This is a genomic window from Labilibaculum euxinicum, assembly GCF_963678175.1.
Taxonomy (GTDB): Bacteria; Bacteroidota; Bacteroidia; order Bacteroidales; family Marinifilaceae; genus Labilibaculum; species Labilibaculum euxinus.
Window position 1 is genome coordinate 3,136,693 of sequence record NZ_OY782756.1, and the last position, 25,776, is coordinate 3,162,468.

General features: G+C 35.3%; 16 protein-coding genes and 1 pseudogene. 15 read left to right on the forward strand and 2 right to left on the reverse strand.

The genetic code is table 11. The features are described from left to right. Positions 1 to 303: 303 nt before the first annotated feature. From ACY0M5_RS12450 to ACY0M5_RS12460, 3 genes are all read left to right on the forward strand, one after another. Positions 304 to 2,499: a RelA/SpoT family protein gene (locus tag ACY0M5_RS12450; RefSeq protein WP_124991651.1), complete on the forward strand. Its 2,196-nt coding sequence runs from the start codon at positions 304 to 306 to the stop codon at positions 2,497 to 2,499. Between the two features lie 224 nt (positions 2,500 to 2,723). Beyond that, positions 2,724 to 4,502: a DNA polymerase III subunit gamma/tau gene (locus ACY0M5_RS12455; RefSeq protein ID WP_461629360.1), complete on the forward strand. Its 1,779-nt coding sequence runs from the start codon at positions 2,724 to 2,726 to the stop codon at positions 4,500 to 4,502. Between the two features lie 245 nt (positions 4,503 to 4,747). After that, complete coding sequence (locus ACY0M5_RS12460; RefSeq protein WP_461629361.1) at positions 4,748 to 6,973, forward strand: NADP-dependent isocitrate dehydrogenase; 2,226 nt, start codon at positions 4,748 to 4,750, stop codon at positions 6,971 to 6,973. Between the two features lie 61 nt (positions 6,974 to 7,034). Here ACY0M5_RS12460 and ACY0M5_RS12465 read toward each other — a convergent pair whose 3' ends face one another. After that, positions 7,035 to 8,033 (reverse strand): helix-turn-helix domain-containing protein, encoded by a 999-nt coding sequence (locus ACY0M5_RS12465; protein WP_461629362.1) that lies wholly within the window; start codon positions 8,031 to 8,033, stop codon positions 7,035 to 7,037. Between the two features lie 247 nt (positions 8,034 to 8,280). Between ACY0M5_RS12465 and ACY0M5_RS12470 the strand changes: the two genes are divergently transcribed. The 6 genes and pseudogenes from ACY0M5_RS12470 (at position 8,281) to ACY0M5_RS12495 (ending at position 17,045) form a co-directional block, all read left to right on the forward strand. Continuing rightward, entirely contained in the window at positions 8,281 to 10,620 is a 2,340-nt protein-coding gene (locus ACY0M5_RS12470; RefSeq protein ID WP_461629363.1) for a TonB-dependent receptor, read from the forward strand. Positions 10,621 to 10,638: 18 nt separating this feature from the next. Then, on the forward strand, positions 10,639 to 11,868 hold the full coding sequence (locus tag ACY0M5_RS12475; RefSeq protein ID WP_461629364.1) for a hypothetical protein: 1,230 nt from the start codon (positions 10,639 to 10,641) through the stop codon (positions 11,866 to 11,868). Between the two features lie 54 nt (positions 11,869 to 11,922). Next, positions 11,923 to 12,147, forward strand: a pseudogene (locus ACY0M5_RS12480) (DUF4469 domain-containing protein); the annotation flags it as partial. A gap of 484 nt (positions 12,148 to 12,631) precedes the next feature. After that, complete coding sequence (locus tag ACY0M5_RS12485; protein WP_461629365.1) at positions 12,632 to 13,246, forward strand: TetR/AcrR family transcriptional regulator; 615 nt, start codon at positions 12,632 to 12,634, stop codon at positions 13,244 to 13,246. Between the two features lie 288 nt (positions 13,247 to 13,534). Continuing rightward, entirely contained in the window at positions 13,535 to 15,307 is a 1,773-nt protein-coding gene (locus ACY0M5_RS12490) for an ABC transporter ATP-binding protein (protein WP_461629366.1), read from the forward strand. Then, on the forward strand, positions 15,300 to 17,045 hold the full coding sequence (locus ACY0M5_RS12495) for an ABC transporter ATP-binding protein (protein WP_461629367.1): 1,746 nt from the start codon (positions 15,300 to 15,302) through the stop codon (positions 17,043 to 17,045). The genes ACY0M5_RS12490 and ACY0M5_RS12495 overlap by 8 nt, the downstream gene beginning before the upstream one ends. A 331-nt stretch (positions 17,046 to 17,376) precedes the next feature. On the opposite strand, the gene ACY0M5_RS12500 is transcribed toward ACY0M5_RS12495, so the two are convergent. Continuing rightward, a complete protein-coding gene (locus ACY0M5_RS12500) occupies positions 17,377 to 18,924 on the reverse strand; it encodes an IS1182 family transposase (RefSeq protein WP_461629368.1) in 1,548 nt (515 codons plus the stop codon). A gap of 115 nt (positions 18,925 to 19,039) precedes the next feature. Between ACY0M5_RS12500 and ACY0M5_RS12505 the strand changes: the two genes are divergently transcribed. The 6 genes from ACY0M5_RS12505 (at position 19,040) to secA (ending at position 25,722) form a co-directional block, all read left to right on the forward strand. Then, on the forward strand, positions 19,040 to 19,366 hold the full coding sequence (locus ACY0M5_RS12505) for a hypothetical protein (protein ID WP_461629369.1): 327 nt from the start codon (positions 19,040 to 19,042) through the stop codon (positions 19,364 to 19,366). Between the two features lie 329 nt (positions 19,367 to 19,695). Continuing rightward, a complete protein-coding gene (locus ACY0M5_RS12510) occupies positions 19,696 to 20,220 on the forward strand; it encodes a hypothetical protein (RefSeq protein ID WP_461629370.1) in 525 nt (174 codons plus the stop codon). 277 nt (positions 20,221 to 20,497) lie between these two features. Continuing rightward, on the forward strand, positions 20,498 to 20,923 hold the full coding sequence (locus tag ACY0M5_RS12515) for an outer membrane beta-barrel protein (RefSeq protein WP_461629371.1): 426 nt from the start codon (positions 20,498 to 20,500) through the stop codon (positions 20,921 to 20,923). A 399-nt stretch (positions 20,924 to 21,322) separates the two neighbouring features. After that, the gene (locus ACY0M5_RS12520) at positions 21,323 to 21,835 is read left to right on the forward strand and encodes a ferritin (protein WP_461629372.1); all 513 of its coding nucleotides are present in this window, start codon (positions 21,323 to 21,325) and stop codon (positions 21,833 to 21,835) included. Positions 21,836 to 21,936: 101 nt separating this feature from the next. After that, complete coding sequence (locus ACY0M5_RS12525; RefSeq protein ID WP_461629373.1) at positions 21,937 to 22,320, forward strand: hypothetical protein; 384 nt, start codon at positions 21,937 to 21,939, stop codon at positions 22,318 to 22,320. 105 nt (positions 22,321 to 22,425) lie between these two features. Beyond that, on the forward strand, positions 22,426 to 25,722 hold the full coding sequence (gene secA, locus ACY0M5_RS12530; RefSeq protein WP_461629374.1) for a preprotein translocase subunit SecA: 3,297 nt from the start codon (positions 22,426 to 22,428) through the stop codon (positions 25,720 to 25,722). Positions 25,723 to 25,776 lie beyond the last annotated feature (54 nt).

The window sequence follows — 25,776 nt, forward strand, 5'->3', positions numbered from 1 at the left end:
ATTTCAAAATGATTTCTGATCGCAAGCTAACAAATTTAGCAAATCAGACCATTTTTTATGCTCTTGAAATGTATTATTTTATCAATTGATTGAAAATTAGATCTTCAGATGAGTATCTTTGAATTACAAGAATTTGGAATCGTTAAAAAGTATTAACCTGCTTGCCATTCATTAATAGCTTTTATACTTTTAGTGTGCTTAAAAATGGGACGAGATCATTGTTTCGAATGCCGAAAGATCATGAAGAATCAGTTTTAATCAAAATTCAAAACAAAGCAAAGATTTAAAATCAGAAAGATATTTATGACTGAATTCAACAGGGAAGAAGAGAGAAGACAGATTTTGTATCGGTACAAGCATTTGCTTGTTACGTGTAAAAATATTGTTACCCGGGCAGATATTAAATTAGTTCGAAAAGCATTTGAATTAAGTTTGAAAGATCATGAGGGAGAAAGAAGGACTAACGGGGAACCGGCAATTTATAAAAGTATTTCGATAGCTCAGATTGTTGTAGAAGAACTCGGACTTGGAAGGACTTCTGTAATTTGCTCTCTACTATATGATATTGTTCAGAAAAAACGAATCTCTTTAGAAGAAATTTCTGAGCTGTTTGGGCCAAAAGTAACTCAGATAATCCAGGGGTTGGTTAAGGTAACTGATATTTACAATCAAAATCCAACTCTTCAGTCAGAGAATTTCAGGAAGCTGCTGTTAAGCTTTGCCGATGATGTTCGCGTGGTTCTTATCATTATGGCAGATCGCTTGTTTAATTTGAGAAATTTAGAGCATAAACCGATCGAATTTCAGAAAGCCTTAGCGAGAGAAATAGAGTTTCTGTATATTCCGTTTGCACATCGTTTGGGAATGTACAATGTGAAATCTGACATGGAAGATTTGGCATTGCGTTATTTAAATCCTGATGTTTACTTCGAGATTGAAAAGAAATTGAAGGATAGTGAAGAGCAACGACAGAAATATATTAAAGATTTTGTGGATCCAATTAAAGCTGAATTGGATCAGTTCGGAATGAAATACAAAGTAAAAGCACGAACAAAATCCATCGCTTCTATTCTTCATAAAATGCAGAAGAAACAAGTTGAGTTTGAGGAGGTTTACGATATATTTGCCATTAGGATCATATTAAAGGCGACGCCGAAAAAAGAGAAATCTGAATGTTGGAAAGTTTATTCTGCTGTTAGTGATTTGTACCGACCTAATCCCAATCGACTAAGAGATTGGATCACCATTCCAAAATCAAATGGGTACGAATCTCTTCATACCACTGTTATGGGGCCTGATAATCGTTGGGTAGAGGTTCAGATTCGCAGCAAACGGATGAACCGAATTGCCGAGCAGGGGTTTGCTGCTCACTGGAAATATAAAGGTGGAAAAAGCGAAGAAGGAGGATTGGATGCATGGCTGCAGGATATTCGGGAAGTTATTGAAAGTCACGGAAGCGATTCCATTGATTTAATTGATAGTTTTAAAGCTGATTTATACCACAAGGAAATATACGTATTTACGCCTAAAGGCGATTTAAAACAATTATCAGCTGGAGCAACTTTACTCGATTTTGCGTATTCAATTCACTCCGATGTTGGTGATAAATGTATAGGTGGCACGGTCAATCAGAAGAATGTATCCATTAGGCAGGTTCTAAATAATGGAGACCAGGTTTCGGTAACGACTTCCAATTCCCAAAAGCCGAAATTAGATTGGTTGAATTTTGTGGTTTCTACAAAAGCGAAAAATAAAATTCGTCAGACGATAAAAGAGGAGATGCTTAAGGAATCTGATCTTGGAAAAGAGACTTTGAAACGCAGAATGAAGAATTGGAAAATCGAGTTTTGTGATGAAAATATTAGAAAGTTAATGACTTTCTACAAGTACAAAATTGCTGCTGATTTGTATCAGGGAATTGCTTTGGAACAGCATGAATTATCTGAAATAAAAGATATTCTTACTGATAAAAAAGAAGTTGAGAAGACTGTTCCTGAAGAACGTCCCGATTATTCTTCGAAGAAAATCACGAAAGAAGGCGAAGACGTATTAATTGTTGATGAGAACGTTTCTAATGTTGAATATTCATTGGCAAATTGTTGTAATCCAATTTTTGGTGATGAAATTTTCGGATTCATTTCAATCGGTAAAGGCATTCGAATTCACAGATTAGGTTGTCCAAATGCCGGTGAGATGCAAACGCGCTATCCGTATCGGGTTGTGAAAGCAAATTGGACTGATAAAGGTTCTGCTTCTTATCAAGCCGTACTTCACATTACAGGAGACGATGAGCTGGGAATTGTAAGTAATATATCCGATGTTATCTCTAAAGACCTTCGGGTGCAAATGAGATCCATCTCTGTAGATACAAACGCAGGCTCCTTTGTAGGGAATGTTACTGTTGTAATTGCAAGTACCGAGCATCTTGATACCTTAATTGTGAAATTAAAACGTGTTAAAGGTGTGCATCGTGTAACAAGATACGATCCTGTAAATTAGCAGTATACAAATAATTATATGAAAGGGATGCCGCTGTAAAGTTGCATCCCTTTTTTATACAGATAAATATCTTCAATATGATTTCTCAATTAACAGGCTTTTAATAAGAAGCTTAGTCGTTTTTATTGAAAATCCTGCAACTCCTTTGGTGTTTTATTTAGATTGATTCAGTATATTTGAATTTCTAAAAAAAATGAAACCAATTTGGTTTTTTGTCAGAGTTTATGGAGAATTATATTGTTTCAGCACGCAAATACCGCCCTTCGATTTTTTCATCGGTTGTAGGTCAGCAGTCAATTACAGTCACCCTTAAAAATGCCATTAAAAACAATCATTTGGCTCATGCCTATTTGTTTTGCGGTCCTCGTGGTGTTGGAAAAACTTCCTGTGCAAGAATATTTGCAAAAACAATTAATTGTTCAAATATAAGTTCCGATTTTGAAGCATGTGATACGTGTGAATCATGTGTTGCTTTTAACGAGAATCGCTCTTACAATATTCACGAATTAGATGCTGCATCGAACAATTCTGTTGAAGACATTCGTTCCTTGATTGATCAGGTTCGAATACCACCACAAATTGGCAGCTATAGCATATATATTATTGACGAGGTTCACATGCTTTCGGCTTCGGCATTCAATGCTTTTCTGAAAACTCTGGAAGAACCTCCGGCTCACGCCATTTTTGTGTTGGCTACAACCGAGAAACACAAAATACTTCCTACAATTCTGTCGCGTTGTCAGATTTTTGATTTCAATAGGATCAAGGTTGAAGATTCAGTTAAACATCTTAAAGAAATTGCAGAAAAGGAATCAGTTGTAATCGAAGAGGAAGGTTTAAATGTTATCGCTCAAAAAGCAGATGGAGCTATGCGTGATGCTCTCTCTATTTTTGATCAGATTGTAAGTTTTTCCGGTAAAGAGATCTCTTTCGAAAGTGTTATTCAGAATTTAAATGTTTTAGATTACGACTACTATTTTAAAATGGTAGATGCTTTTCTGGATGGAAAAGTAAGTGATGTGCTTCTCATGCTTAATGAAATTCTTGAGAAAGGATTTGACGGACATCATTTTGTTGCCGGGTTGAGCGCTCACATTCGGGATGTATTGGTAGGAAAAGATCCTGCAACAGTTCAATTGCTCGAGGTTAGCGATTCGGTAAAACAAAAATATGTAGAGCAGTCAAAAAAATGCCCGCTTGATTTTTTATATGAAGCACTCAAAATCTTAAATCAATGTGATATTGGTTTTAAAGCAAGTCAAAATCAAAGACTACTTATCGAATTAAGCTTAATTCAATTATCACAGATAATTGAATTAAAAAAAAAAGGACTTGAATTAAATCTGAACAAAAAAAAAATTCAGAAAATAATTGTTGATGGAGAGGCCACAAGTGCTGTGGTTAAACCAGAGGCTACTCATAATTCAAATGTTCCAACAATACAAACAGTAAATGATACCGGTGGTGTTTACAACGGAAATAAGGAAAAGAGCAATGGCGTAGGTGTTGCTTCAAAATCCAACTTTGCAAGTTCAGTCTCTATCAAGCAAGCTTTAAACAGTGGTATTTCGCGTACCAATATTGCAAGCAAACCCAAAGATAAAAAGGCTGTCAGTACTATTGAATCTATTGTTACCGGTAGTGAACCAATTACACAGGAAAAGCTGGAAGCAAAGCTAAAAGAATATATAATTGTCAAGGGGAAAAGTGATCGTATTCGATTGGCTATTACAGTTAATAAGCCTAAAATAGTTGGGGACGATTGTGTTGTTCTGATGGTTAGTAATCCTTTACAGGAAGATGATGTTGTCTCAGTGAAAAATGAGGTGCGGAACTATTTGAGAAAAGAATTAAACAATTCAGACATTCAGATTGAGACAGAAATCATTCAAATAAAAACAGCAAAAAGAATGTATACCGATTCGGATCGATTTAATTATTTGTGTGAGAAAAATCCCGCTTTAGGATTGCTTAAACAAAAATTCTCTCTGGATTTTGAATAAAAATTGAAGATATGATATGCAGCATATATATAATAATTTAAATTAGGCTTCTGTTTTTGTACAGAAGCCTAATTTTTAAACAGTTGTAATTAAAGAAAAAAATCCTTAAAAAATAGATTCTTTTAAATCGGAAAATAAAAAAAATACATATGTTTACTCTGAATTTGAGATGTGATTATTTCGAATTTAATTAAGTAAATACAGACTTTTTATTAATTATTAAATCACTCAAAACAACAACCAACATGGCACAGAAGTCAAAAATCATTTACACTAAAATTGATGAAGCTCCAGCTTTGGCGACTTATTCGTTATTGCCAATTATCAAAGCCTTTACTAAAACTTCAGGAATTGAGATCGAAACCAAGGATATTTCTCTTACAGGAAGAATTATTGCCAACTTCCCTGAGAATTTAACTGAAGAGCAAAGAATTCCTGATTATTTGGCTGAATTAGGTGCGCTTTCATTAACCCCGGAAGCAAACATTATTAAACTGCCAAATATTAGTGCTTCAATTCCTCAATTACAGAGCGCGATTGCTGAGTTGCAGGAAAAAGGATATGATATTCCAACTTATCCGGAAGAAGCTAAAACAGATGAAGATAAAGCACTTCAAGTAAGATTTGCAAAAGTTTTGGGTAGTGCCGTAAATCCGGTTTTACGCGAAGGTAACTCCGACCGTCGGGCAGCAGGTTCTGTTAAGCAATATGCTAAGAATAACCCGCACAGAATGGGTAAGTGGTCTGCAGATTCAAAATCTCACGTTTCTCACATGACAGAGGGTGATTTTTACGGTTCAGAGAAATCGGTGACCATGCCAAAAGCAACTAACGTGCGCATCGAGTATGTTGACAATGCAGGCAATGCAACAGTATTAAAAGAGAAGCAGGAGCTGTTGGCTAATGAAGTTATTGATTCATCAGTAATGAATGTGAAAGCATTACGTGCTTTCTATGCTAAAGAAATTGTTGCGGCTAAAAAAGAAGGATTACTATGGTCGCTGCACCTTAAAGCAACCATGATGAAGATTTCTGATCCTGTAATGTTTAAGCATGCTGTTGAGGTTTTCTATGAAGAAGCTATTGCTAAGCACGCCGATACTATCAAAGAATTAGGAGTAAACTTCAACAATGGATTAGGCGATCTTTATAATAAAATTCAAAATCTTCCTGAAGCTAAGCGAACTGAAATTGAAGCTGATATTATGGAAGTGTACAAATCCCGCCCTGATATTGCGATGGTTGATTCTGACAAAGGAATCACTAACCTGCACGTTCCAAATAACGTGATTATTGATGCATCGATGCCTGTTGTTGTTCGCGATGGTGGTAAAATGTGGAATTCTGCAGGGGAACTTCAGGATACCAAAGCATTGATCCCAGATAGATGTTATGCTACTATTTATCAGGTTTGTTTTGACGATTGCAGAAAAAATGGAGCATACGATGTAGCAACCATGGGGTCTGTGTCGAATGTTGGTTTAATGGCTCAAAAAGCCGAAGAGTACGGATCACATGATAAAACTTTCATTGCTCAGGGAGATGGTGTTATTCGCGTTGTGGAATTCGATGGAACCATTGTAATGGAGCAGAAAGTTGAAAAAGGAGATATCTTCAGAATGTGTCAGGTTAAAGATGCTCCTATTCAGGATTGGGTTAAATTAGCTGTGAACAGAGCTAAAGCAACGAATACTCCTGCTATTTTCTGGTTGGATAAAAATCGTGCTCATGACGCTCAGTTAATCAAAAAAGTAAACACTTACTTAGCTGATTATGATACTTCTGGTTTGGATATTCGTATTTTGACTCCGGATGATGCAATTGCATTCTCATTGGAAAGAATTCGTAAAGGGGAAGATACAATTTCGGTAACTGGTAATGTATTGCGTGATTATTTAACAGATCTTTTCCCAATTTTGGAATTGGGATCTTCTTCAAAAATGCTATCTATCGTTCCTTTGATGAATGGGGGAGGATTGTTCGAAACAGGCGCTGGAGGATCTGCCCCAAAGCACGTTCAGCAATTCTTGACTGAAGGTCACCTGCGTTGGGATTCTCTTGGGGAATATTTAGCATTAGGTGTTTCTTTAGAGCACTTGGCTAATACGTTTAATAATGAGAAGGCTTCTTTATTTGCAGAAACCCTTGATTTAGGAGTAAGTAAGTTTTTGGAAGAAGGAAAATCACCATCACGTAAGGTGAATGAGTTGGATAACCGTGGTTCTAATTTCTATTTGGCAATGTATTGGGCTCAAGCTCTTGCAGCACAAGATAAAAATGCTGAATTGAAAACAATTTTTACTAAAGTAGCTCAGGATATGGAAGCTAATGAAGAAAAAATTGTTGCTGAATTGAATGATGCTCAGGGTGCACCAATGAATATTGGCGGCTATTTTATGCCAAACGAGGAATTGGCAAATAAGGCTATGCGTCCAAGTACTACCTTAAATGCGATAATCGACGCTATTTAATAAATATTTATATCCTTAATGGATAAAATTTAAGGTCTTCCAGTTTGGAAGACCTTTTTTGTTACTCATTTAACCTTTTAAATTGTTTGGGTGATATTCCATATTTTCTTTTAAATGCAGTCGTAAAGTGCGATGCATATTCATATCCACATTCCAGTGCAATTTCAAAAATAGTTTTATCCGTATCGAGTAAGAACTGACGAGCAAGGTTCATTTTATGGTCGAATAAACAGCCGTATACCGTTTGGTTAAAAACCTCTTTAAATCCATTCTGTAATTTTTTTTCATTCATTCCAATGTTTCTCGATAAATCCAGGATAGTTGGGGGTGTGTTAATATCAGAAAGAAGTAAATTTTTTGCTTCGTGAATTTTATCAAGTTCATTTTTCTTAAGGCAACACAAGCATGGTAAACTATTTCTTTTGTTTTCGAGTTGTTGAAGTTGCAGAGCCAGCAATTCCATAACTTTTGCTTGCGTATATAGATGACAGGTTTTTCCCATCAATTTGGCATTCTTTATTTGGGAAATAATTAGATTCATATCGCAATTACTGGACATATGATTCTTGTGCATACAAAAGCTTTCACCATTAATATGTCTCAAATACGGATCAGTTAATAGGTCGGGATAGGCATTAACCAGTTTCGTTAGAAAGTCCTCTTCGAAGCTAACACACCACGAAGAGCATGACATCTCTTTTTTGTATTGGGAATACCCCAACTTATCTTCCGATATAGACCATATATTATTTTGTCCACCCTTTATAGGGCACTTAATGTTTGAAGTCTCGTAATTAACATAGCCGCTAAGCATAAAGTGCATCGAAAAGATAGGCGTTAAGTGATAGCTAGTCAGTTTTGTGTTAGTGGTAAAACGACTTTCCCAATCAGACAGGATAAGACCTGATAGTAACTCTTCCTTAAAATGAACATTTCCAATGTGGTTATCTAAATTAAAATCGTAGGAAGGTTTAGTTTTATCGAAGTTGTTAAAATTAATTTTTTCTTCCAATAAAGAATTTTGAATGTCATCAGAGCTTATATCTATAGAATACTTCATGTTTTCCCGATTATACAGTTTATGCTAGTTCGATTTTTCCTCTTAGATTAAATTTTTATCCTCAATTATTAAACAATTGAGATGGGAATACAGTCTAAATTTGCTTCTGTTAATTAAGTTTAAATAAGTGTAAAAATACAAACACATCCTATTCATAACAATCATTACTAATGAGGATATTCTAGAATACCAACATGGTGTGATTGATTGTATTTGAATGTATGGAAATACTAAAATGAAAAAAGAAATGAAGAAAGTATTTACAATCATATTCATTGTTATTCTGCCACTTAGCCTATCGGCTCAGGCTTTAGGTTCAATATCAGGAAGGGTAACCGATAAAAAAACTGGAGAATTTTTGCCTGGGGTAAATGTTATTATTGAGAGCTTACACTTAGGTACGGTAACCAACAATCAAGGGGAATTTATATTGAAGAAAATTCCTGCCGGGAATTATAGCTTAAGTGTTTCATTTATTGGTTATTCTACCTTCGAAAGGCAAATAAGTTTAAGAAGAGGAGAGTTAATTAAACTTGATTTTAGTATCGAAGAACATTCTGAAAAATTGAATGAAGTAGTTGTATCAGCAAAATCGGAAGTTCGTGAAATACGAGAATTAGCTATGCCTATTACCGTTATCTCTATGAGTCAGCTAAGTGGTACGGTAAACAGTATTTCTGATGTATTAAATAAGTCCGTAGGTATAACTATGCGTAATTCTGGAGGTGTTGGTTCTGCATCTCGTTTATCGGTAAGAGGACTAGAAGGTAAACGTATTGGCTTCTTTATTGACGAAACGCCAATGAATGATAATTCCGATTTTATTGATGTCAATGATATTCCAATGGATATGATAGAGCGCATTGAAATTTACAAAGGAGTTATCCCTGCAAAATTTGGTGGCAATGCAATGGGTGGGGCAGTAAATATTGTTATTAAAGAGTATCCCGACAGGTACGCAGATTTTAGTTATACTCTTGAGTCTTTTAATACACACAAAATTCAAGCTGTCTTTAAACGCAATTTGAAAGACAAAGGCTTAGTAATTGGTGGTGGTGGTTTTTATACCTATTCTGACAACAATTACACTATGGAATCGCCACATGTTGAGGGGCTAAAAATAAAACGGGAACACGATAAATTCAAGAAATTAACATTAGCTGGTACTATAGAAGCAACAAAGTTATGGTTTGATAAAATAAAATTTGAACCTGTTTTTATTAACACTTACAAGGAGATACAAGGGATAGAATACGATATTCGTGAGGCACATACCAAATCACAAGCTTACATCTTAGGTAATTCATTTGAAAAAGACAATTTCTTTATTGAAGGGCTTGATTTTGATATGTCAAATGCCATAGCTTATACCGAATATAACCTTATTGATACGGCAATGCAATGGTACGACTGGGAAGGGATAGCCTATAATTCAGATTCTGAGTATGGTGGGGAATTAGGGAATAGGTATGCCTCCAATGCTGACAATAAGAAGTTTACATATATGAATAAGTTGAATTTGGAGTACCTCATTAATGAAAAACATTCTATCAACTTTAATTCCACTTTTACACTTGCTGATGGTAAACCTAAAGATGACTTACGCGAATTGAGTTTAAGAAAAAAAACGGTCTTTGATTCTAAAATGCGTAGCTGGATAGTTGGTTTTACATACGATTATAGAACTAAAGATGATAGATTTCTTAATTCTTTAACTTCTCGCTACTATCTCTACACCATGAATACCAAAAGCTCTAATATGTATGGACTTGGTGAAGTTAAAGATGTTGCTCTAAGCAAAAATAATATTGGTTTTAGTGATGCCATGCGTTACCGTTTTACAACTAATTTTTTAGCAAAAATATCAGCAGGTTATGATGTACGTATCCCCTCAGAAACAGAACTTTTGGGTGATGGAATCCTCACAGAACCTTCTGAAAGTTTATTGCCAGAACGAAATATGAGTGTAAATATTGGTGTGATGTATAGCCTTTTAGGTAAGTCGAAAAGTAATCTTCAACTCGAGCTGAGTGGATTTTATATGCATCTAAAAGACATGATTCGTTTTACTAAAAGTCCTTGGGGAGGTGCTAGGTACCAGAATTTTGGGGAAATGCAAACCTTGGGTATAGAGTTTGAAGCCAAGGCTGATATATTATCAACCATATATAGTTATGGAAACATAACCTATCAAGATTTACGAGATGTAAGAGATTACGAGGAAAATAGTGCAGTTTCCAACCCTACCCAAAATAAGCGCATGCCCAATATACCCTATCTATTTGCCAATGTAGGATTGGAATTTCATAAAGAAAACCTCTTGGGAGGTACTGGACAAAATACACGCATTTTTACTGATCTTGCTTTTGTGGAGGAATACCTTTATGATTTTGAAATGACAAACGACCAAAGGCGCATACCACGCAGTACTACAATAGATTTAGGTTTTGAACATAGTTTTATGAATGAACGTCTATTTATTTCAGGGAAAATAAAAAATTTAACTGATGCAAATATCCTTTCTGAATTTAACAGACCAATGCCTAAACGTGTTTTGGGGATAAAGCTGAGATACATTTTTAAATAACAATTAAACTTTAATACAATGAAAAAAATAAGTTCGAAAATAATGCTATTGTTAATGGGAATAATAGCAATAAGTATCATAACAAGCTGTGAAAAAGATGATACATCATCCTTCGACGAACAAGATGCAAAATTCTTAATAGAAACTACAATAAAAAATGCCGATGGTGCGAGTGGTTCTTCTTATATGAAGTTAGTTCCCAATTTTTCTGGTAATATTGATAATTCCAATGCTGTTCAAATAAATTTTGGAACTTCTTCAGGTGTTAGGGGTAAGGATATTTTCATATTTCCTTCTTTTGGAAAAGATGGGGACTATAATTTTCAAAAATATACTTACAATGGAACTACAAATTTAGGCGTACCAACAAAGTTGCCCTTACCCCCAAATTCTGGAGCATCAAATATCACAAAAATAAATGACGAAAAGATGTATGTTCCTGCCTACGGTATTGGTAAGGTTCTTATTATTAACCCTAAAACAATGGAAAAAACAGGTGAAATAGACCTTAGTAAATACGCCCATGGTGACAATAATCCAGATCCTGCAAACGGCATTATTCGTGATGGTCTATACTACCTATGTTTAGACCAAGTAGGTGCAGATTATATGCCCTATGCAGACTATCACCAAGTAGACATGGTGATTATTGACCCTAAAACAGACAAAGTAAAGAAAATAATTTTTGAGAAATCTACAAACTTATCTTTTCCAACACGGCCGATGGATAATGTAAAGGGTATGATTTTTACTGACGAGCAAGATGATATGTATATTGCCTGTGTGGGTAAATTTGGATATGACCCTACTTACCCAAATAATGGATTTGTATGTATTCCTTCAGGGAAAACAGAGTTTGACAGCTCTAAATCTTGGGACATTTCAAATACAACCATTGAAGGGACTGCCTACAAACCTGCATCTATTTTCAATTGCAGATATATTGGCAATGACAGACTAGTTGCCTATGTGGGGATTTTTGAATTGTTAGATATGGATAACCCTTATACGACAAGAAATACAATGGCTGTTCTTATTGACCTTAATGCCAAAACCATAAAGCAAATAAAAGGTATTCCCTTAACTGATGGGCATAGCGTTTGTATTAGTTTATACAACGATCTTGTTATCATAGGGGCTTATGGAAGCGACAAAGTAGGTTTTTTTAGCTATAACCCAACAACTGATGAAGTCATACACAGGGTATCTGCCACAGGAAATCCTACATCGTTTCATTATTTTAAATAAAATTTCGCTAAAGTATTTACAGAAAGAAAGATAAATTAGAAAGGTGATGCTGCGGGTGTTGGTATTAAGCTGATTAATCAGGATACTCAGGAAGAAACACCTATCCCAAGACAATCGATATTGGTGAATGATCCTTCAAAAATAACTTTTATTGTACCTGAAAGCTTAGCCAATGGAGATTACTTGTTAGTTCTTACGACCCAATTTGGCAATTCGGGCAGTTTGTTAAAAGAGCCACGTTCGTGCAACAGCGAGTATATACTTAAAGTAACGGTATAAATTACAGCGTACCGGAAAGGTGCTAAGCTGTCAGCTTTAGGGCTTAGAGAGTCTCAGATCAGGAGCTTGCAAGTTCTCAGCTTAGGGAGTGACAGAGGCTAATACCAATTACTAATGAATTATGTATCGGCATTATACCTTCAATAATTTTTAGGCTGTAAATAGCCTTAATGTTTAAATAACATGGTATAAGATGAAAAGAGCTTTGGAGATAAAGGTGGAAGTTTAAAGCACTTCCTGCTTTAGATCTTTTGTTCTTCAAAACAACAGTTCGTTTAGATTTTGTAAGTGTTTGATTTTTAGTGTGTTTTACGAATGACACGCATTGGCTAAAATACTGAAAATAAGTATCTTGTAAATAAAACTAGTTGCTAATTACTAAAAACTAACGGACTATTGTCAAAAAAATCATAACATATAAGGATTGCAAAAACACATAAATAGTAAGAACATTACAGTCTAATAAAGAACAGCGTTCAAGATTATGCAGATACAAAAAGAAAATAGCAAAGAAAGTATTTTAAAAGTAGCTGGAGAAGAGTTTTTTGCGAAAGGATTTAAAGATTCTTCGATGCGGATTATTGCAAAAAAATCGGGTGTGGGGCTTAGTAATATTTACAATTATTTTAAAAATAAAGATGAAATATTTTGTGAAGTTCTGGCTTCTTTGCTCTCTGCATTTAACAGCATGATTGAAGATCACAACCGACCTGAGAACATTAGTCTTAATATGTTTACTGATGCTGACCTTCAGCGTAAAATCATTGACGACTTTGTATACCTGATCAATCAGTATCGTTCCGAGTTAAAATTATTACTGTTTTATGCTCACGGCTCTTCGCTCGAAAATTTCAGAGAAGAATTTACCGTACGGAATACAAAAACAGGTTTGGAATACATTCGGAAGATGAAAGAAAAATACCCACAGGTAAACACCAATATTTCAGACTTTTTTACGCACACAATTAGTTCCTGGTGGTTGAGTATTATAGGCGAAATTGTTACGCATGATGACTTAAGTGATATAGAAATCGAAAATTTTATTTCGGAATTTATTGTTTTTGTTACGGGTGGATGGGAACGATTAATGGATGTGTAGAGTTTGTTTGTTTTTTTGAACAGAAATGAACACTGTTCTTTATTGAGTATTGAATGAACTGATATTTGTACAATGTGGATTGGTTTAAGCTTTCGAAATTACTACTGGTGTCAAGATTGGACCGATTTTGATTCAATAATAATTTGTGTTGTGAGAGGAATTATCATGACAATTCTTTTTTTGATTGTTTTTATACTGGTAAATGTAATTGCGAGAGTAGTATTTATTAACAGTATTGAATGATAAGATTGTTATGTGTTTAAATATAATTAATAAACAATATCAAGTATGAACACACTATTAAAATTACAAAACTATGCAGGTGGTAGAAAAATCTTTTTACCCTTGTCGTTGTTTTTATCAGCTATAAGCTCCTTAACAGGTATGTTGCCATATATATTTATATGGTTTATTATAAAAGAGCTGTTTCACATCGAGGGAGATTATTCTCAAGTCGGCATTACTACTTATGCCTGGTGGGCAGTGGGAACAGCAGTGGGGAGTGTTGTTTTATATTTTACCGCATTAACACTTTCGCATTTGGTTGCTTTTAGAGTTGAAACCACTATGCGCTGGCGGGCTATGCAAAAAATAGTACGTATGCCTTTGGGGTTTTTCGACAACAATTCCAGTGGTCGTATCCGTAAAATTATTGACGATAACGCGAGTATTACTCACACTTTTTTAGCTCATCAGTTGCCCGATCTTGCCGGTTCTGTTCTAATGCCTTTAACTGCGATAGTATTGATTTTTGTGTTTGATTGGCGATTGGGATTAGCTTGTCTTGTACCAATTATAATAGCCATGGCGCTTATGGGTTTTATGATGGGGAATAAGGGGAAAAAATTCATGAAAAATTATATGACATCTCTCGAAGATATGAATACCGAAGCGGTGGAATATGTACGGGGAATTCCTGTAGTCAAGGTTTTTCAGCAGACCGTCTTTTCATTTAAAAATTTTCATAATAGCATTATAAGCTATAAGCAAATGGTATTTGAATATACAAAAACATGGGAAAATCCAATGTCAGTTACTACTGTTGTGATTAATGGATTCGTGTTTTTTTTAGTTCCTGTAGCTGTTTTGTTGATTGGTTATTCTGGTAATTATGCACTGGTGTTACTTAACTTGTTTTTATACATTTTATTAACGCCGGTTTTTTCTCAAGGTATAATGAAGAGTATGTATATGAATCAAGCACTTGGACAAGCAAAAGAAGCAGTAAACAGAATGGAGAGTTTGATAAATGCAGAACCGCTTCAGTCGTCGGTTAATCCTAAAAGCATAACAAAATATGATATTTGCTTTAAGAATGTATCGTTCAGTTATCCGGGAGCTGCAAATAAGGCAGTAGATAGTGTTAGTTTTACTATTCCCGAAGGAAAAACCATTGCCTTGGTAGGAGCATCAGGTAGTGGGAAAACAACTATTGCAAGACTTGTTCCACGTTTTTGGGATGCTGATACCGGGCAGGTTTGTATTGGAGGAACAGATGTAAAAGAGATTGACCATAAAGAATTGATGAATCATGTTTCATTTGTTTTTCAAAATACCAAATTGTTTAAAACAAGTCTGTTAGATAATATCAAATACGGTAATCCGGATGTTTCAGTAAAAGCTGTTGAAAGAGCAGTCGATTTGGCACAGTGTCGCGAAATTATAAACAAATTATCAAATGGATTAGATACCAAAATTGGCGTTGAAGGAACTTATCTGTCGGGAGGAGAACAACAACGTATTGTATTGGCACGTGCCATTCTGAAAGATGCTCCTATTGTGGTGTTGGACGAAGCTACTGCCTTCACCGATCCTGAAAATGAGCATTTAATACAAAAAGCTCTGGGAAAACTAACTAAAGGGAAAACGGTACTTCTTATTGCTCACCGACTTACCAGTGTAATGGATGCAGACATTATTCTTGTAATAGATGAAAGTAAAATTGCAGAGCAGGGAAGTCATCATGAGCTACTGAATAAAGAAGGAATCTACTCGAAAATGTGGAATGAATATCAACAATCTATAAAATGGACAATAGGAAAGGAGACTCAACATGTTTAATATATTAGAAAAACGATTTGCCTTGACACACAAAGGGACGAAGGATTTCGTCAAAGGCGTATTTTTCACAACGCTTCTTGATATAGTGCTAATGTTTCCAGCAGTTTTCGTTTTCTTATTTCTTGAAGACTACATACGTCCTATTATAAACCCTTCGGCTGCTATAACCAATGGTTTGTGGTATTACACATTTCTCGGTGTAATATTTATGATAGTTATGTGGGCAATTGCCAGGCTTCAATATCGAAGTACATTTACTACCGTGTATGATGAAAGTGCCAATCGCCGTATTTCTTTGGCTGAAAAGCTACGTAAATTACCCTTAGCCTTTTTCGGCGAAAAAAATCTGTCAGATCTCACTTCAACCATAATGGACGACAGTACTGAGTTGGAACATACCTTTTCGCATGCTGTACCACAAATGTTTGCTTCAATTATAAGTATGGTTCTAATCGGTATTGGAATGTTTTTTTACAATTGGCAACTATCTCTGGCTCTGTTTTGGGTAATTCCTTTTGCTGCAATTGTGATTCTGATATCTAAGAAACTATTGCATAATGAATTTCAAGTTAATTATCAGAACAAAAGAGATGTAAGCGAGCAAATTCAGGAAGGCCTGGATACTATTCAGGAGGTAAAATCTTATAACCGGGAAGATGCTTATTTGAATGAATTACAACAAAATCTCAATATATATGAGAAACAATTAATAAAAGGAGAATTATTGGCTGGAGGTCTGGTAAATACATCACAAAGTCTTCTTAAATTGGGCTTGGCAAGTGTGATCATTGTTGGGGTTCAACTCCTTTCAGCCGGAACAATTGATTTGTTTATGTATCTCATATTTTTGGTGATAGCTTCACGAATTTACAGTCCGGTGAATGAAGTGTTTAATAATCTTGCTGCCTTGTTTTATCTTGATATTCGCATTAACAGGATGAACGAGATGGAAGCATTACCAATTCAGCAAGGTAAAACCAATTTTAAACTTGAAAATTATGATATTGAATTCCGCAATGTGTGTTTTTCGTATCAGACCGGCAAACAGGTTCTCCAAAATGTTTCGTTTTTAGCTAAACAAGGAGAGGTTACGGCTTTGGTGGGTCCATCAGGAGGTGGAAAAAGTACTTCGGTTAAACTCGCTGCTCGTTTTTGGGATATTGACAAAGGAAATATTTTACTTGGAGGATATGATGTTGGAACTATTGATCCAGAGACTCTGCTTCAATATTACTCTGTGGTATTTCAGGATGTCGTGCTATTTAATTCAAGTGTAATAGATAATATTCGAGTAGGAAAAATGGATGCTACTGACGAGGAAGTAATACAAGTTGCAAAATTGGCACAATGCGATGAGTTTATTTGTAAAATGTACAATGGCTATCAAACTGTGATAGGAGAAAATGGAGAAACCCTTTCGGGTGGCGAACGTCAGCGTATTTCAATAGCCCGTGCTCTGTTAAAAAATGCGCCCATTGTGCTGTTAGATGAAGCCACAGCATCACTCGATGTGGAAAACGAAACCAAAATACAGGCAGGTATCTCAGCTCTAATAAAAGATAAAACTGTATTAATAATAGCCCATCGTATGCGAACCGTGACTAATGCTGACAAGATTGTGGTTCTCGAAAACGGAACTGTCGCAGAAATCGGTTCTCCTGATGAATTAAAAAAACAAAACGGAATTTTTTCAAAAATGGTGGAACGGCAGATGGCTGTTCAATCTATATATAGATAATAGAAGCACAAAAGCAAAAAATAAAAATCAATGAAGGCACAGTTCAGGAAACACTACTGTTCCCTTTGTGGGGACGTGCCACTGAAACACAAAAGAGCAATCCCCGGATAGTTGACAATAAAGCGGTTGAAATTATAGACCAGCTTGATTATGATTTTTCAACCATTACCGAGAACCTTAATGAACTGTCGATTACAGGTTGGGTCGCAAGATGTATTCATATTGACCGGGCTGTTAAACAATTTATAGAAAAATACCCCGAGGCAACTATCATCAATATTGGTTGTGGTTTGGACACAACGTCAGTCTGTCTAAAAACTCATCAAACTGCTCAATTAAGTGTTAAATATAGCGGTTTTAGGGATACATAAAAATTGAAAATGCTTTTATTTGGAAATAGAATTGAGCTTCTTATTTGGGCGACACTTAACTTTAACAGCAGTATTAATTCAAGAAAATAAGATAATTGCTGTATTGCCCATTCCATAAGGGTTTTCAGGCCAATAATATTGATTAAGCGGCGCAGGTTGTAGGCGGTCATTTGTAAGCCCACATCGGCACTTGCCCTTGCGATGCCTTTTTTTGTCATAATGTGATCGAAGCCCCATTGTCGTTTTATGGTTCCGTAAGGATGTTCGACTATTGCCTGCCGTCGTTTGTAATAAGTTTGATTCTGATCTGCGCGTTGTTTGTTTACCTCAATGAGATCCTGGTATTCGCTGCGTTGTATTGCCTTTCCACAGACTGCCTTGCTGCATTGGTCTTTTACACTGCAGTTTGCACAGGCTTTGGTCGTATAGCGTTTAAACTGGTAGGTTCTGGCCTGGTGCCATCTTCCGTTAGTTCTTAGTTGTTGGTTTTGCGGACAGGTATAATAATCCTCCTGCTTGTTGTATCCGAAATTGTCTACATTATATTCTGGATTCGGTGCTTGTGCTGCCACTCTGGGTATGGCTACTATGGTTTCAATACCCAATCGATCCGCGACAGCGAATTCTGAACCGGTATGGTAACCTTTATCGTAAAGAGCCGTGAATTGGTTGCTTCGTAAAATCGTTTTTGCACGCTGCAGCATATTACCCATGGCTTTGCTGTCGTTGGCATTTGTTACTTTGTAATCGATGGGGATGTTGTTTTCTGCATCAACCGTGGTTTGTATGTTATAAGCGACTTCGGTAATGTTATTACGGGTAATCATCTGACGGCTGTCAGGATCGGAAGTAGAGATTTGAGGCTGACCTGTTTGCTTGATTTGACTCTCTATATTTTGATACTCCTTTTTCCGATCAGTTTGTTTGCTGATTTCTTCTTCGATGATCTTTTTTTTATCGCCGTCACTTTCTGCCAATGCCTTTTCATACTCCGAAAGCTTGTTCTCAATATAAGCTAAATGACAGTCAATCTTTTTTTGATTGAAGTTGTTTTTCTTGCTGTTTTGTGCCCTGAGTTTGGTGCTGTCACCGGCCAGCAATTTTCCTCCAATCAAATTAAAGTGTTTGGCCAGTTGAACGGTTTGCCGGAATACTTTTTTTATTGCTTTGGGATTGTCCCGTCTAAAGTTGGAGATGGTATTGTGGTCAGGGCTTAAGCACCTGAGCAACCACATAACTTCTATGTTTCTCGCACACTCTTTCTCTAAACCCCGGGAGGAGCGGGTTCTGTTCAGATACCCATAAATGTAGAGTTTGAGTAAATCCGATGGACGGTAAGCCGGTCGTCCGTTTTCATCAAAATCAACTTTAAAACCAAAGTCATTCAAATCAAGGCTGTCAACAAACAGGTCGATCAAGCGAACTTCATTGTCTTTAGCAATTGACTGATCCAGTGAGATGGGAAAAAGATGAGTTTGTGTTCTGTCTTGTCCTTGTATAAATCTCATACCATAAGATAACAAAGTGTTGAAAACCTGCCAAATACAGCAATTATAACTTATCAACAACTTATCAAGGTTTTTAGACAGTCTGACGTTTGACCGCATCGACAACGGAAAAATAATGTTTTATGAACTGGATTTTCCAGAAGTTGTTGAGTTGAGAAAGTTTTTTTATCAAGACACAGAAAGGCATAGAAGTATTGCATCTTCATTTTTAGAAAAACAATGGTATAATGAAATTAAGAAACCTAAAGGCCTTTTATGTATTGCCGGAGGTGTACTTTACTATTCTAACGGGGAGCAAATAAAAGAGTTCTTTATTTCTATGGCAGATCATTTTGGTCAATGTGACTTTTACTTTGATTCCCTGTCGCCTATGGGAATAAAAATCGCTAAAAAACAAGTATTAAAACAGGAAGCTATTCTATCAAAATCTTTGTTGATCTAAAATTAGTTTTCTGCTCGTTGGTAAAGAAAATATAGTTAATATAATAAATTCATGAGCCTTGCTATTGTTATAATTCACAAGATAAAAATACCAAGTAATAACTATTGCTAAATTGAATACTAAAACGCATAAAATCTCTTAGTTAATTGCGTAACGCAAAGATTGTAAGTGATTAAGGAGGATTGCGTTGCTGTTTGCATAATTTATTTAAAATGATTACTAATAGTGTAATCATAATATCTTGGTATTGTGGTGCAATTATAATGTATCTAGATTAGCAGAACTTAATTATAGTTAATCATTACTACAATCTTAAATTAATTTCCAATATGAGAAGAAGAAATTTTATTAAAAATTCGTTTGGAGCGGCTTTGGGATTGAGTGTTTTTCCTGGTGTTCTTCATGCAGCATTGATAGAATCGAATCAACAATTTACTTCGAGTGAGATGTATGTTGCGCTGCATAGTTATTACGGCAAAATATTTAATTCCAAATTAGATCCAACAATTTCTAGTCCTAATGATCGATATTATTTTGCTGAGAGTTTTGAGGTGATTATTAATGAGGAAAAGAACTCAATTTTTGATATTGCTGATAGAGTGATTGAACTTTGTGAAGAAGTCAATTTCGATGCCTCTTCTCTTAAAAAGGGAATTATTCCGGAAAAAATGAATGTTACTAAGGGAGGCATTAGATTAAAAGTTGATGGTAAAGAAATACTTGCAAGGATGCCAGAACTGAAGAGTTATGATGCGACAATTTGTACTAAGAATCACATTTCAATTATTTCAAAAAGTAAACCAGAAGAATGGTCTGATTTGAAAAAAATAAAAAAAGGAAAACATTATTTTTAAGGTGTTTTAAATAGGGCTCCTTTTAAAGTTTTTATTCGAGAGGAGCATAATATGACGGTTGTGATAGATCAGGTTCACCCAAATTTAAAATTGCACAATTTAAAGCAATTTAATGTTTTAAACATTGAGCAATTTAAAGGAGTAGTCTCAGAAAATATAATTACTAAAATACACATATAATATTAAAAGTGATGTCTTAACTTAATTATAATATCAGAAAAATGTACATGGCTGTCAGGTAATTGTTCTGCTGAATGTGCAGATGCTTGTCCTATGGATGCTATTTCCTTATCTGCTTCAGGTAATCAATTTTAGATGGAATATAAATCCAAAGGTCGGGATACAGATGGGAACATTCTATTCATGCGATCGTTATAAATCAAACATTAGAGAGAATCTAAAAAGAGAAGAGAGTTGGATGGCTAATGCAATATTACAAGTTAAGATGTTAAAAAAGATTGATTTGCAGGTTAAATACAGGTATTATTCACCAACTAAGGTGTACCAAACTAAAAAATCGGCATATCATGACTTTAATCTTAATTTCTCGGGTATGATTAAAGGATTAGCTTTCGTTTCTTTCGAAGCTTCCAATTTGTTTGCTTACAAAAGAAAGGAAAAAATTATTGTTAATGATGAGTATATTGATTTAAAAAATAGTTATCCTGAAAGTCCGTTTTTTTTTATTAAAGCTTTTGTTTAAATTTTATAAGTTTTATAAAAAATCGTAAGGAAATATAAAATTGAACTACGAATGGCTATTAAATTTTTTATGTGACATTTTATTCTTTGCCTTATCTGGTGCCGTAATTGTGAAAGGAAAAAATGGATTTAAAAAGAGAGGTGTATGGTTTAATTATACCTGTTTTAATATTATATGTTGCTTTAAACGCAATTATCGATGCAATTTAATTAAAATATGTCCTTTTAGCAGGATTATTTAGAGGGTCTCCTATAAAAGAGATACTTTTTTTGTTTGCCAAACGATTGTATTTAGTTTGATTTTAAATTAGGATCAAAGCTACGGTTTGCAATGCTTAGATTACCATATTTCTCTTACATTTGATGTAGAATTTGAACTTACTTAAAAATATTATACGTTATGGCTATTAGTAAAAAAGTAGAAGAAATCTTGAACAAGCAAATCAACGCTGAATTTTGGTCTGCTTATTTTTATTTGTCAATGTCGAACTATTTCAATGCGAATGGAATGCCGGGTTTTGCAAATTGGATGAAAGTACAATTTCAGGAAGAAACTTCACATGCGATGAAAATGACGGATTACGTAAACGAACGCAATGGAAGAGTTATTCTGGAGCCAATTAAAGAAGTTCCTTCTGATTGGAATGATGTATTAAATATTTTCGAAGAAACTTTAAAGCACGAAGAGTATGTAACAACCTTAATTAATGGTTGTGTAAATATTGCTATTGAAGAAAAAGATCATGCTTCAGTGAATTTTATGCAGTGGTTTGTTGATGAGCAGGTAGAAGAAGAAGCTACTGTTAGTGAAATTATTGACCAATTAAGAATGTTTGAAGGAAAAGGTCACGGTTTGTATATGATGGACAAAGAATTTAAAGCCAGAGTTTTTGTTGATTCAACTCAAGTCTAGTTAAAAACAAAATATACTCAAAAGCCTCACATATGTGAGGCTTTTTTTATAATGTAGAACTGTTAAGTCAATAAAAATATTTACTTTTGGGTTCAATGGACATGAATAGATATCTCATAGTAGTATTTTGTGTGCTCACAGGATGTGCAGCAGCAGTTCCTATGGCCAATGGTCAGGATTTAACTGTTGATCATCAGCTGTTTGCAGATTGGTATGCCGATCATATCCAGAATCTTGATGAATCTTATTCATCAACAATACTTGCTCATGCAGAGCAGGATCAATTTGCAGGGAAATACATTCCAAATGTTGAAAATATTTCTTTACTTGAGAATTTGCCTAAATTCCCTGTAGTTAATCAAGTTATTCCATTGGTAAGTATTCCAGTCTGGTTTGATTATCATTACTGTTCCGTTTTTCGGGATGTTCTTATTAGTACAATCCCTGAGGGTGATTTTCATATCAGAGCCCCTGTTTTAGCTTAACTTTCCTTTCCTGTTTTTCAATAGGAAATATCACTTGCTATATAATAATATTATTTTCAACCTTTTGGCTGAGAATGTTTTACACATCGAAATCAACAAATCAAAATGGGTTTTATAGATAGTACATTGGGTAAACTGTTTGGTAATAAATCAGATAGAGACCTTAAAGAATTAAGTCCTTATTTAGGGAAAATTAAAGCAGAATACGACAGAGTTACTACTTTAAGTAATGATGATCTTCGTGGCGAATCAGATAAATTAAAGCAACGTATTCAGGATTTTATCCAAGCGGAAAAAGACGAAATACAGAGTCTTAAAGATAAAGTTGATACTGGTGAATTATCAATCAACGAAAGAGAGGAAATCTACGATCGGATTGACGAAATTGAAAAGAAAATTGATGAAAAAATAGAAGAAGTATTAGACGAAATTCTTCCTACTGCTTTTGCGGTTATAAAAGATACTGCCCGAAGATTTACTGAAAATTCGGAACTGGAAGTAACGGCATCTAAATTTGATCGTGATTTAGCTCCTTATTACGATAACATACAAATAGATGGAGATACTGCCGTATATTTTAATTCATGGGTTGCTGGTGGAACGGAAATTAAATGGAACATGATTCATTATGATGTTCAGCTAATTGGAGGTACTGTTCTTCATCAAGGAAAAATTGCCGAGATGGCAACAGGGGAGGGTAAAACTCTTGTAGCTACATTGCCTGTGTTTCTGAATGCATTAACTGGCAGAGGAGTTCACTTGATTACCGTGAATGATTACCTTGCAAAACGTGACTCGGAATGGATGGGACCAATATACCAATTCCACGGACTATCTGTTGACTGTATCGATAAACACTCTCCCAATTCAGATGCGCGTAGAAAAGCTTATGCTTCTGATATTACTTTTGGAACCAATAACGAGTTTGGTTTTGATTACCTGCGTGATAATATGGCAACGAATCCTAAAGATTTGGTTCAACGTCGTCACAATTATTCAATTGTCGATGAAGTTGATTCGGTTTTGGTTGATGATGCACGTACTCCATTGATTATTTCCGGTCCAATTCCAAGAGGTGAACACCAACAATTTGATGATCTAAAACCAAAGGTTCAAAAATTGGTAAAAGCTCAGAATGATCTGGTAATGAAGATTTTTACCGATTCTAAAAAATTACTGAACAGCGAAGATAAAAAGGATCTGGAGGAAGGAGCAAAACTATTGCTTAGAACCTACAAGGGATTGCCAAAGATGAAGCCGCTTATTAAGTTTTTAAGTGAGCAGGGCAACAAGGCTAACCTTTTGAAAACTGAAAATTTTTACATGCAGGAGAATAACAAAAATATGCACATCATTACTGATGAATTGTATTTTGTTATTGATGAAAAGCACAATTCAATTGAACTTACAGATAAGGGAATTGACTTGATTAGTTCTGATGTTGAAGATTCAGGTTTCTTTGTACTGCCTGATATTGGATCGGAAGTAGCAGTAATTGAAAAATCAGACCTTTCGGATGAAGAAAAAGTAGCCAGGAAAGATGAAATGATTCAGGCATACTCGGTAAGATCAGAAAGAGTTCATACGATCAATCAATTATTAAAAGCATATACTCTTTTCGAAAAAGATGTAGAATATGTAATGATGGATGGTAAGGTGAAGATTGTAGACGAACAAACCGGTCGTATTATGGAAGGTCGTCGTTATTCAGATGGTTTGCATCAGGCAATTGAAGCCAAAGAAAATGTGAAAGTGGAGGCGGCAACTCAAACATTTGCTACTATTACTCTTCAGAATTATTTTAGAATGTATAATAAGCTTGCCGGTATGACTGGTACTGCTGAAACAGAGGCAGGTGAGCTTTGGGATATTTATAAATTAGAGGTGGTTGTAATTCCAACCAATCGTCCGATTTGTCGCGATGACCGTGAGGATTTAGTTTATAAGACAAAACGTGAAAAATATTCTGCTGTAATTGATGAAATTGTAGATCTGGTAAATGCCGGACGTCCGGTTTTAGTGGGTACAACTTCTGTTGAGATTTCAGAATTACTTGGTCGTATGCTTAAAATAAAAGGTATTAAGCACAATGTACTGAATGCAAAATTACATCAGCGCGAAGCAGATATTGTTGCGGAAGCGGGTCAATCGGGAACTGTAACCATTGCAACAAATATGGCTGGTCGTGGTACCGATATTAAGCTAAGTGATGAAGTAAAAGCTGCTGGTGGTTTAGCAATTATTGGTACAGAGCGTCATGACTCCCGTCGTGTCGATCGTCAGTTACGTGGTCGTGCCGGTCGTCAGGGAGATATTGGATCTTCCCAATTCTTTGTGTCTTTGGAAGATGATTTGATGCGTTTGTTTAGCTCAGATCGTATTGTAAAGTTAATGGATAGAATGGGACTGAAAGAAGGTGAAGTAATTCAGCACAGCATGATTACTAAATCTATAGAACGTGCCCAGAAGAAAGTGGAAGAAAACAACTTCGGTATTCGTAAAAGATTATTGGAATACGATGATGTAATGAACTCTCAGCGCGAGGTTATTTACAAGCGTCGCCGCCATGCATTGTTTGGTGAGCGTATTCAAGTAGATATTGCCAACATGATGTATGACATATCAGAATTGATTGCAAATGAATATCATGGTGGTGATTTTGAGGAGTTTAAAATGGATTTGCTTCGTACTTTTTCAACCGAATCTCCTGTAAGTGAAGAGGAATTTATGAAGGAGAAACCTGAAGAAATTACTGAGAAAATTTACGCCGTAGTTTTGGATAACTACAAACGAAAAGTGGAAGCCATTAGTAAGCAAGCCTATCCGGTAATTAAAAATGTATACGAATCAAAAGCAGAAATATATGAGAACATTGTTGTTCCGTTTTCTGATGGATCTAAAATGTTTCAGGTAGTAACTAATTTGAAGCAAGCTTACGAAAGCAAGGCTGAAGATTTGGTTCGTTCTTTTGAGAAGGTTTCTATTCTTGCAACCATCGATGATGCCTGGAAAGAACATTTGCGTGAGATGGATGACTTGAAACAATCTGTTCAAAATGCTTCTTACGAACAAAAAGATCCATTGTTGATTTACAAATTTGAATCGTTCAATTTGTTTAAAACAATGATTGAAACGATAAATAAGAGTGTTGTCAGCAGCTTAATGAAAGGTCATATTCCATTATCGGATCCTGAAGATGTTCGTAAGGCAGAAGAACGTAAAAGAACCGATTTAAGCAATTTGAAAACTACAAAAGAAGAAGTAGGAGGAGGCAGAGAAAGACCGGAACCCAAAAAACAGGAACCTGTTCGTGTTGCTCAAAAAGTAGGACGAAATGAACCTTGTCCTTGTGGTAGCGGTAAAAAATTCAAACAATGTCATGGAAAAGGAGTTCCGGCTTAATTTCCATAATTAAAAAAATCATACTAAATTCACATGGATTGTTTCGACTTGCGA

What these genes read in the sequence shown, in the direction of transcription:
- ACY0M5_RS12450 (WP_124991651.1), top strand. Translation starts at nt 304, where the DNA reads ATGACTGAATTCAACAGGGAAGAAGAGAGAAGACAGATTTTGTATCGG.
- ACY0M5_RS12455 (WP_461629360.1), top strand. Translation starts at nt 2,724, where the DNA reads ATGGAGAATTATATTGTTTCAGCACGCAAATACCGCCCTTCGATTTTT.
- ACY0M5_RS12460 (WP_461629361.1), top strand. Translation starts at nt 4,748, where the DNA reads ATGGCACAGAAGTCAAAAATCATTTACACTAAAATTGATGAAGCTCCA.
- ACY0M5_RS12465 (WP_461629362.1), bottom strand. Translation starts at nt 8,033, where the DNA reads ATGAAGTATTCTATAGATATAAGCTCTGATGACATTCAAAATTCTTTA.
- ACY0M5_RS12470 (WP_461629363.1), top strand. Translation starts at nt 8,281, where the DNA reads ATGAAGAAAGTATTTACAATCATATTCATTGTTATTCTGCCACTTAGC.
- ACY0M5_RS12475 (WP_461629364.1), top strand. Translation starts at nt 10,639, where the DNA reads ATGAAAAAAATAAGTTCGAAAATAATGCTATTGTTAATGGGAATAATA.
- ACY0M5_RS12485 (WP_461629365.1), top strand. Translation starts at nt 12,632, where the DNA reads ATGCAGATACAAAAAGAAAATAGCAAAGAAAGTATTTTAAAAGTAGCT.
- ACY0M5_RS12490 (WP_461629366.1), top strand. Translation starts at nt 13,535, where the DNA reads ATGAACACACTATTAAAATTACAAAACTATGCAGGTGGTAGAAAAATC.
- ACY0M5_RS12495 (WP_461629367.1), top strand. Translation starts at nt 15,300, where the DNA reads ATGTTTAATATATTAGAAAAACGATTTGCCTTGACACACAAAGGGACG.
- ACY0M5_RS12500 (WP_461629368.1), bottom strand. Translation starts at nt 18,924, where the DNA reads ATGAGATTTATACAAGGACAAGACAGAACACAAACTCATCTTTTTCCC.
- ACY0M5_RS12505 (WP_461629369.1), top strand. Translation starts at nt 19,040, where the DNA reads ATGTTTTATGAACTGGATTTTCCAGAAGTTGTTGAGTTGAGAAAGTTT.
- ACY0M5_RS12510 (WP_461629370.1), top strand. Translation starts at nt 19,696, where the DNA reads ATGAGAAGAAGAAATTTTATTAAAAATTCGTTTGGAGCGGCTTTGGGA.
- ACY0M5_RS12515 (WP_461629371.1), top strand. Translation starts at nt 20,498, where the DNA reads ATGCTATTTCCTTATCTGCTTCAGGTAATCAATTTTAGATGGAATATA.
- ACY0M5_RS12520 (WP_461629372.1), top strand. Translation starts at nt 21,323, where the DNA reads ATGGCTATTAGTAAAAAAGTAGAAGAAATCTTGAACAAGCAAATCAAC.
- ACY0M5_RS12525 (WP_461629373.1), top strand. Translation starts at nt 21,937, where the DNA reads ATGAATAGATATCTCATAGTAGTATTTTGTGTGCTCACAGGATGTGCA.
- secA (WP_461629374.1), top strand. Translation starts at nt 22,426, where the DNA reads ATGGGTTTTATAGATAGTACATTGGGTAAACTGTTTGGTAATAAATCA.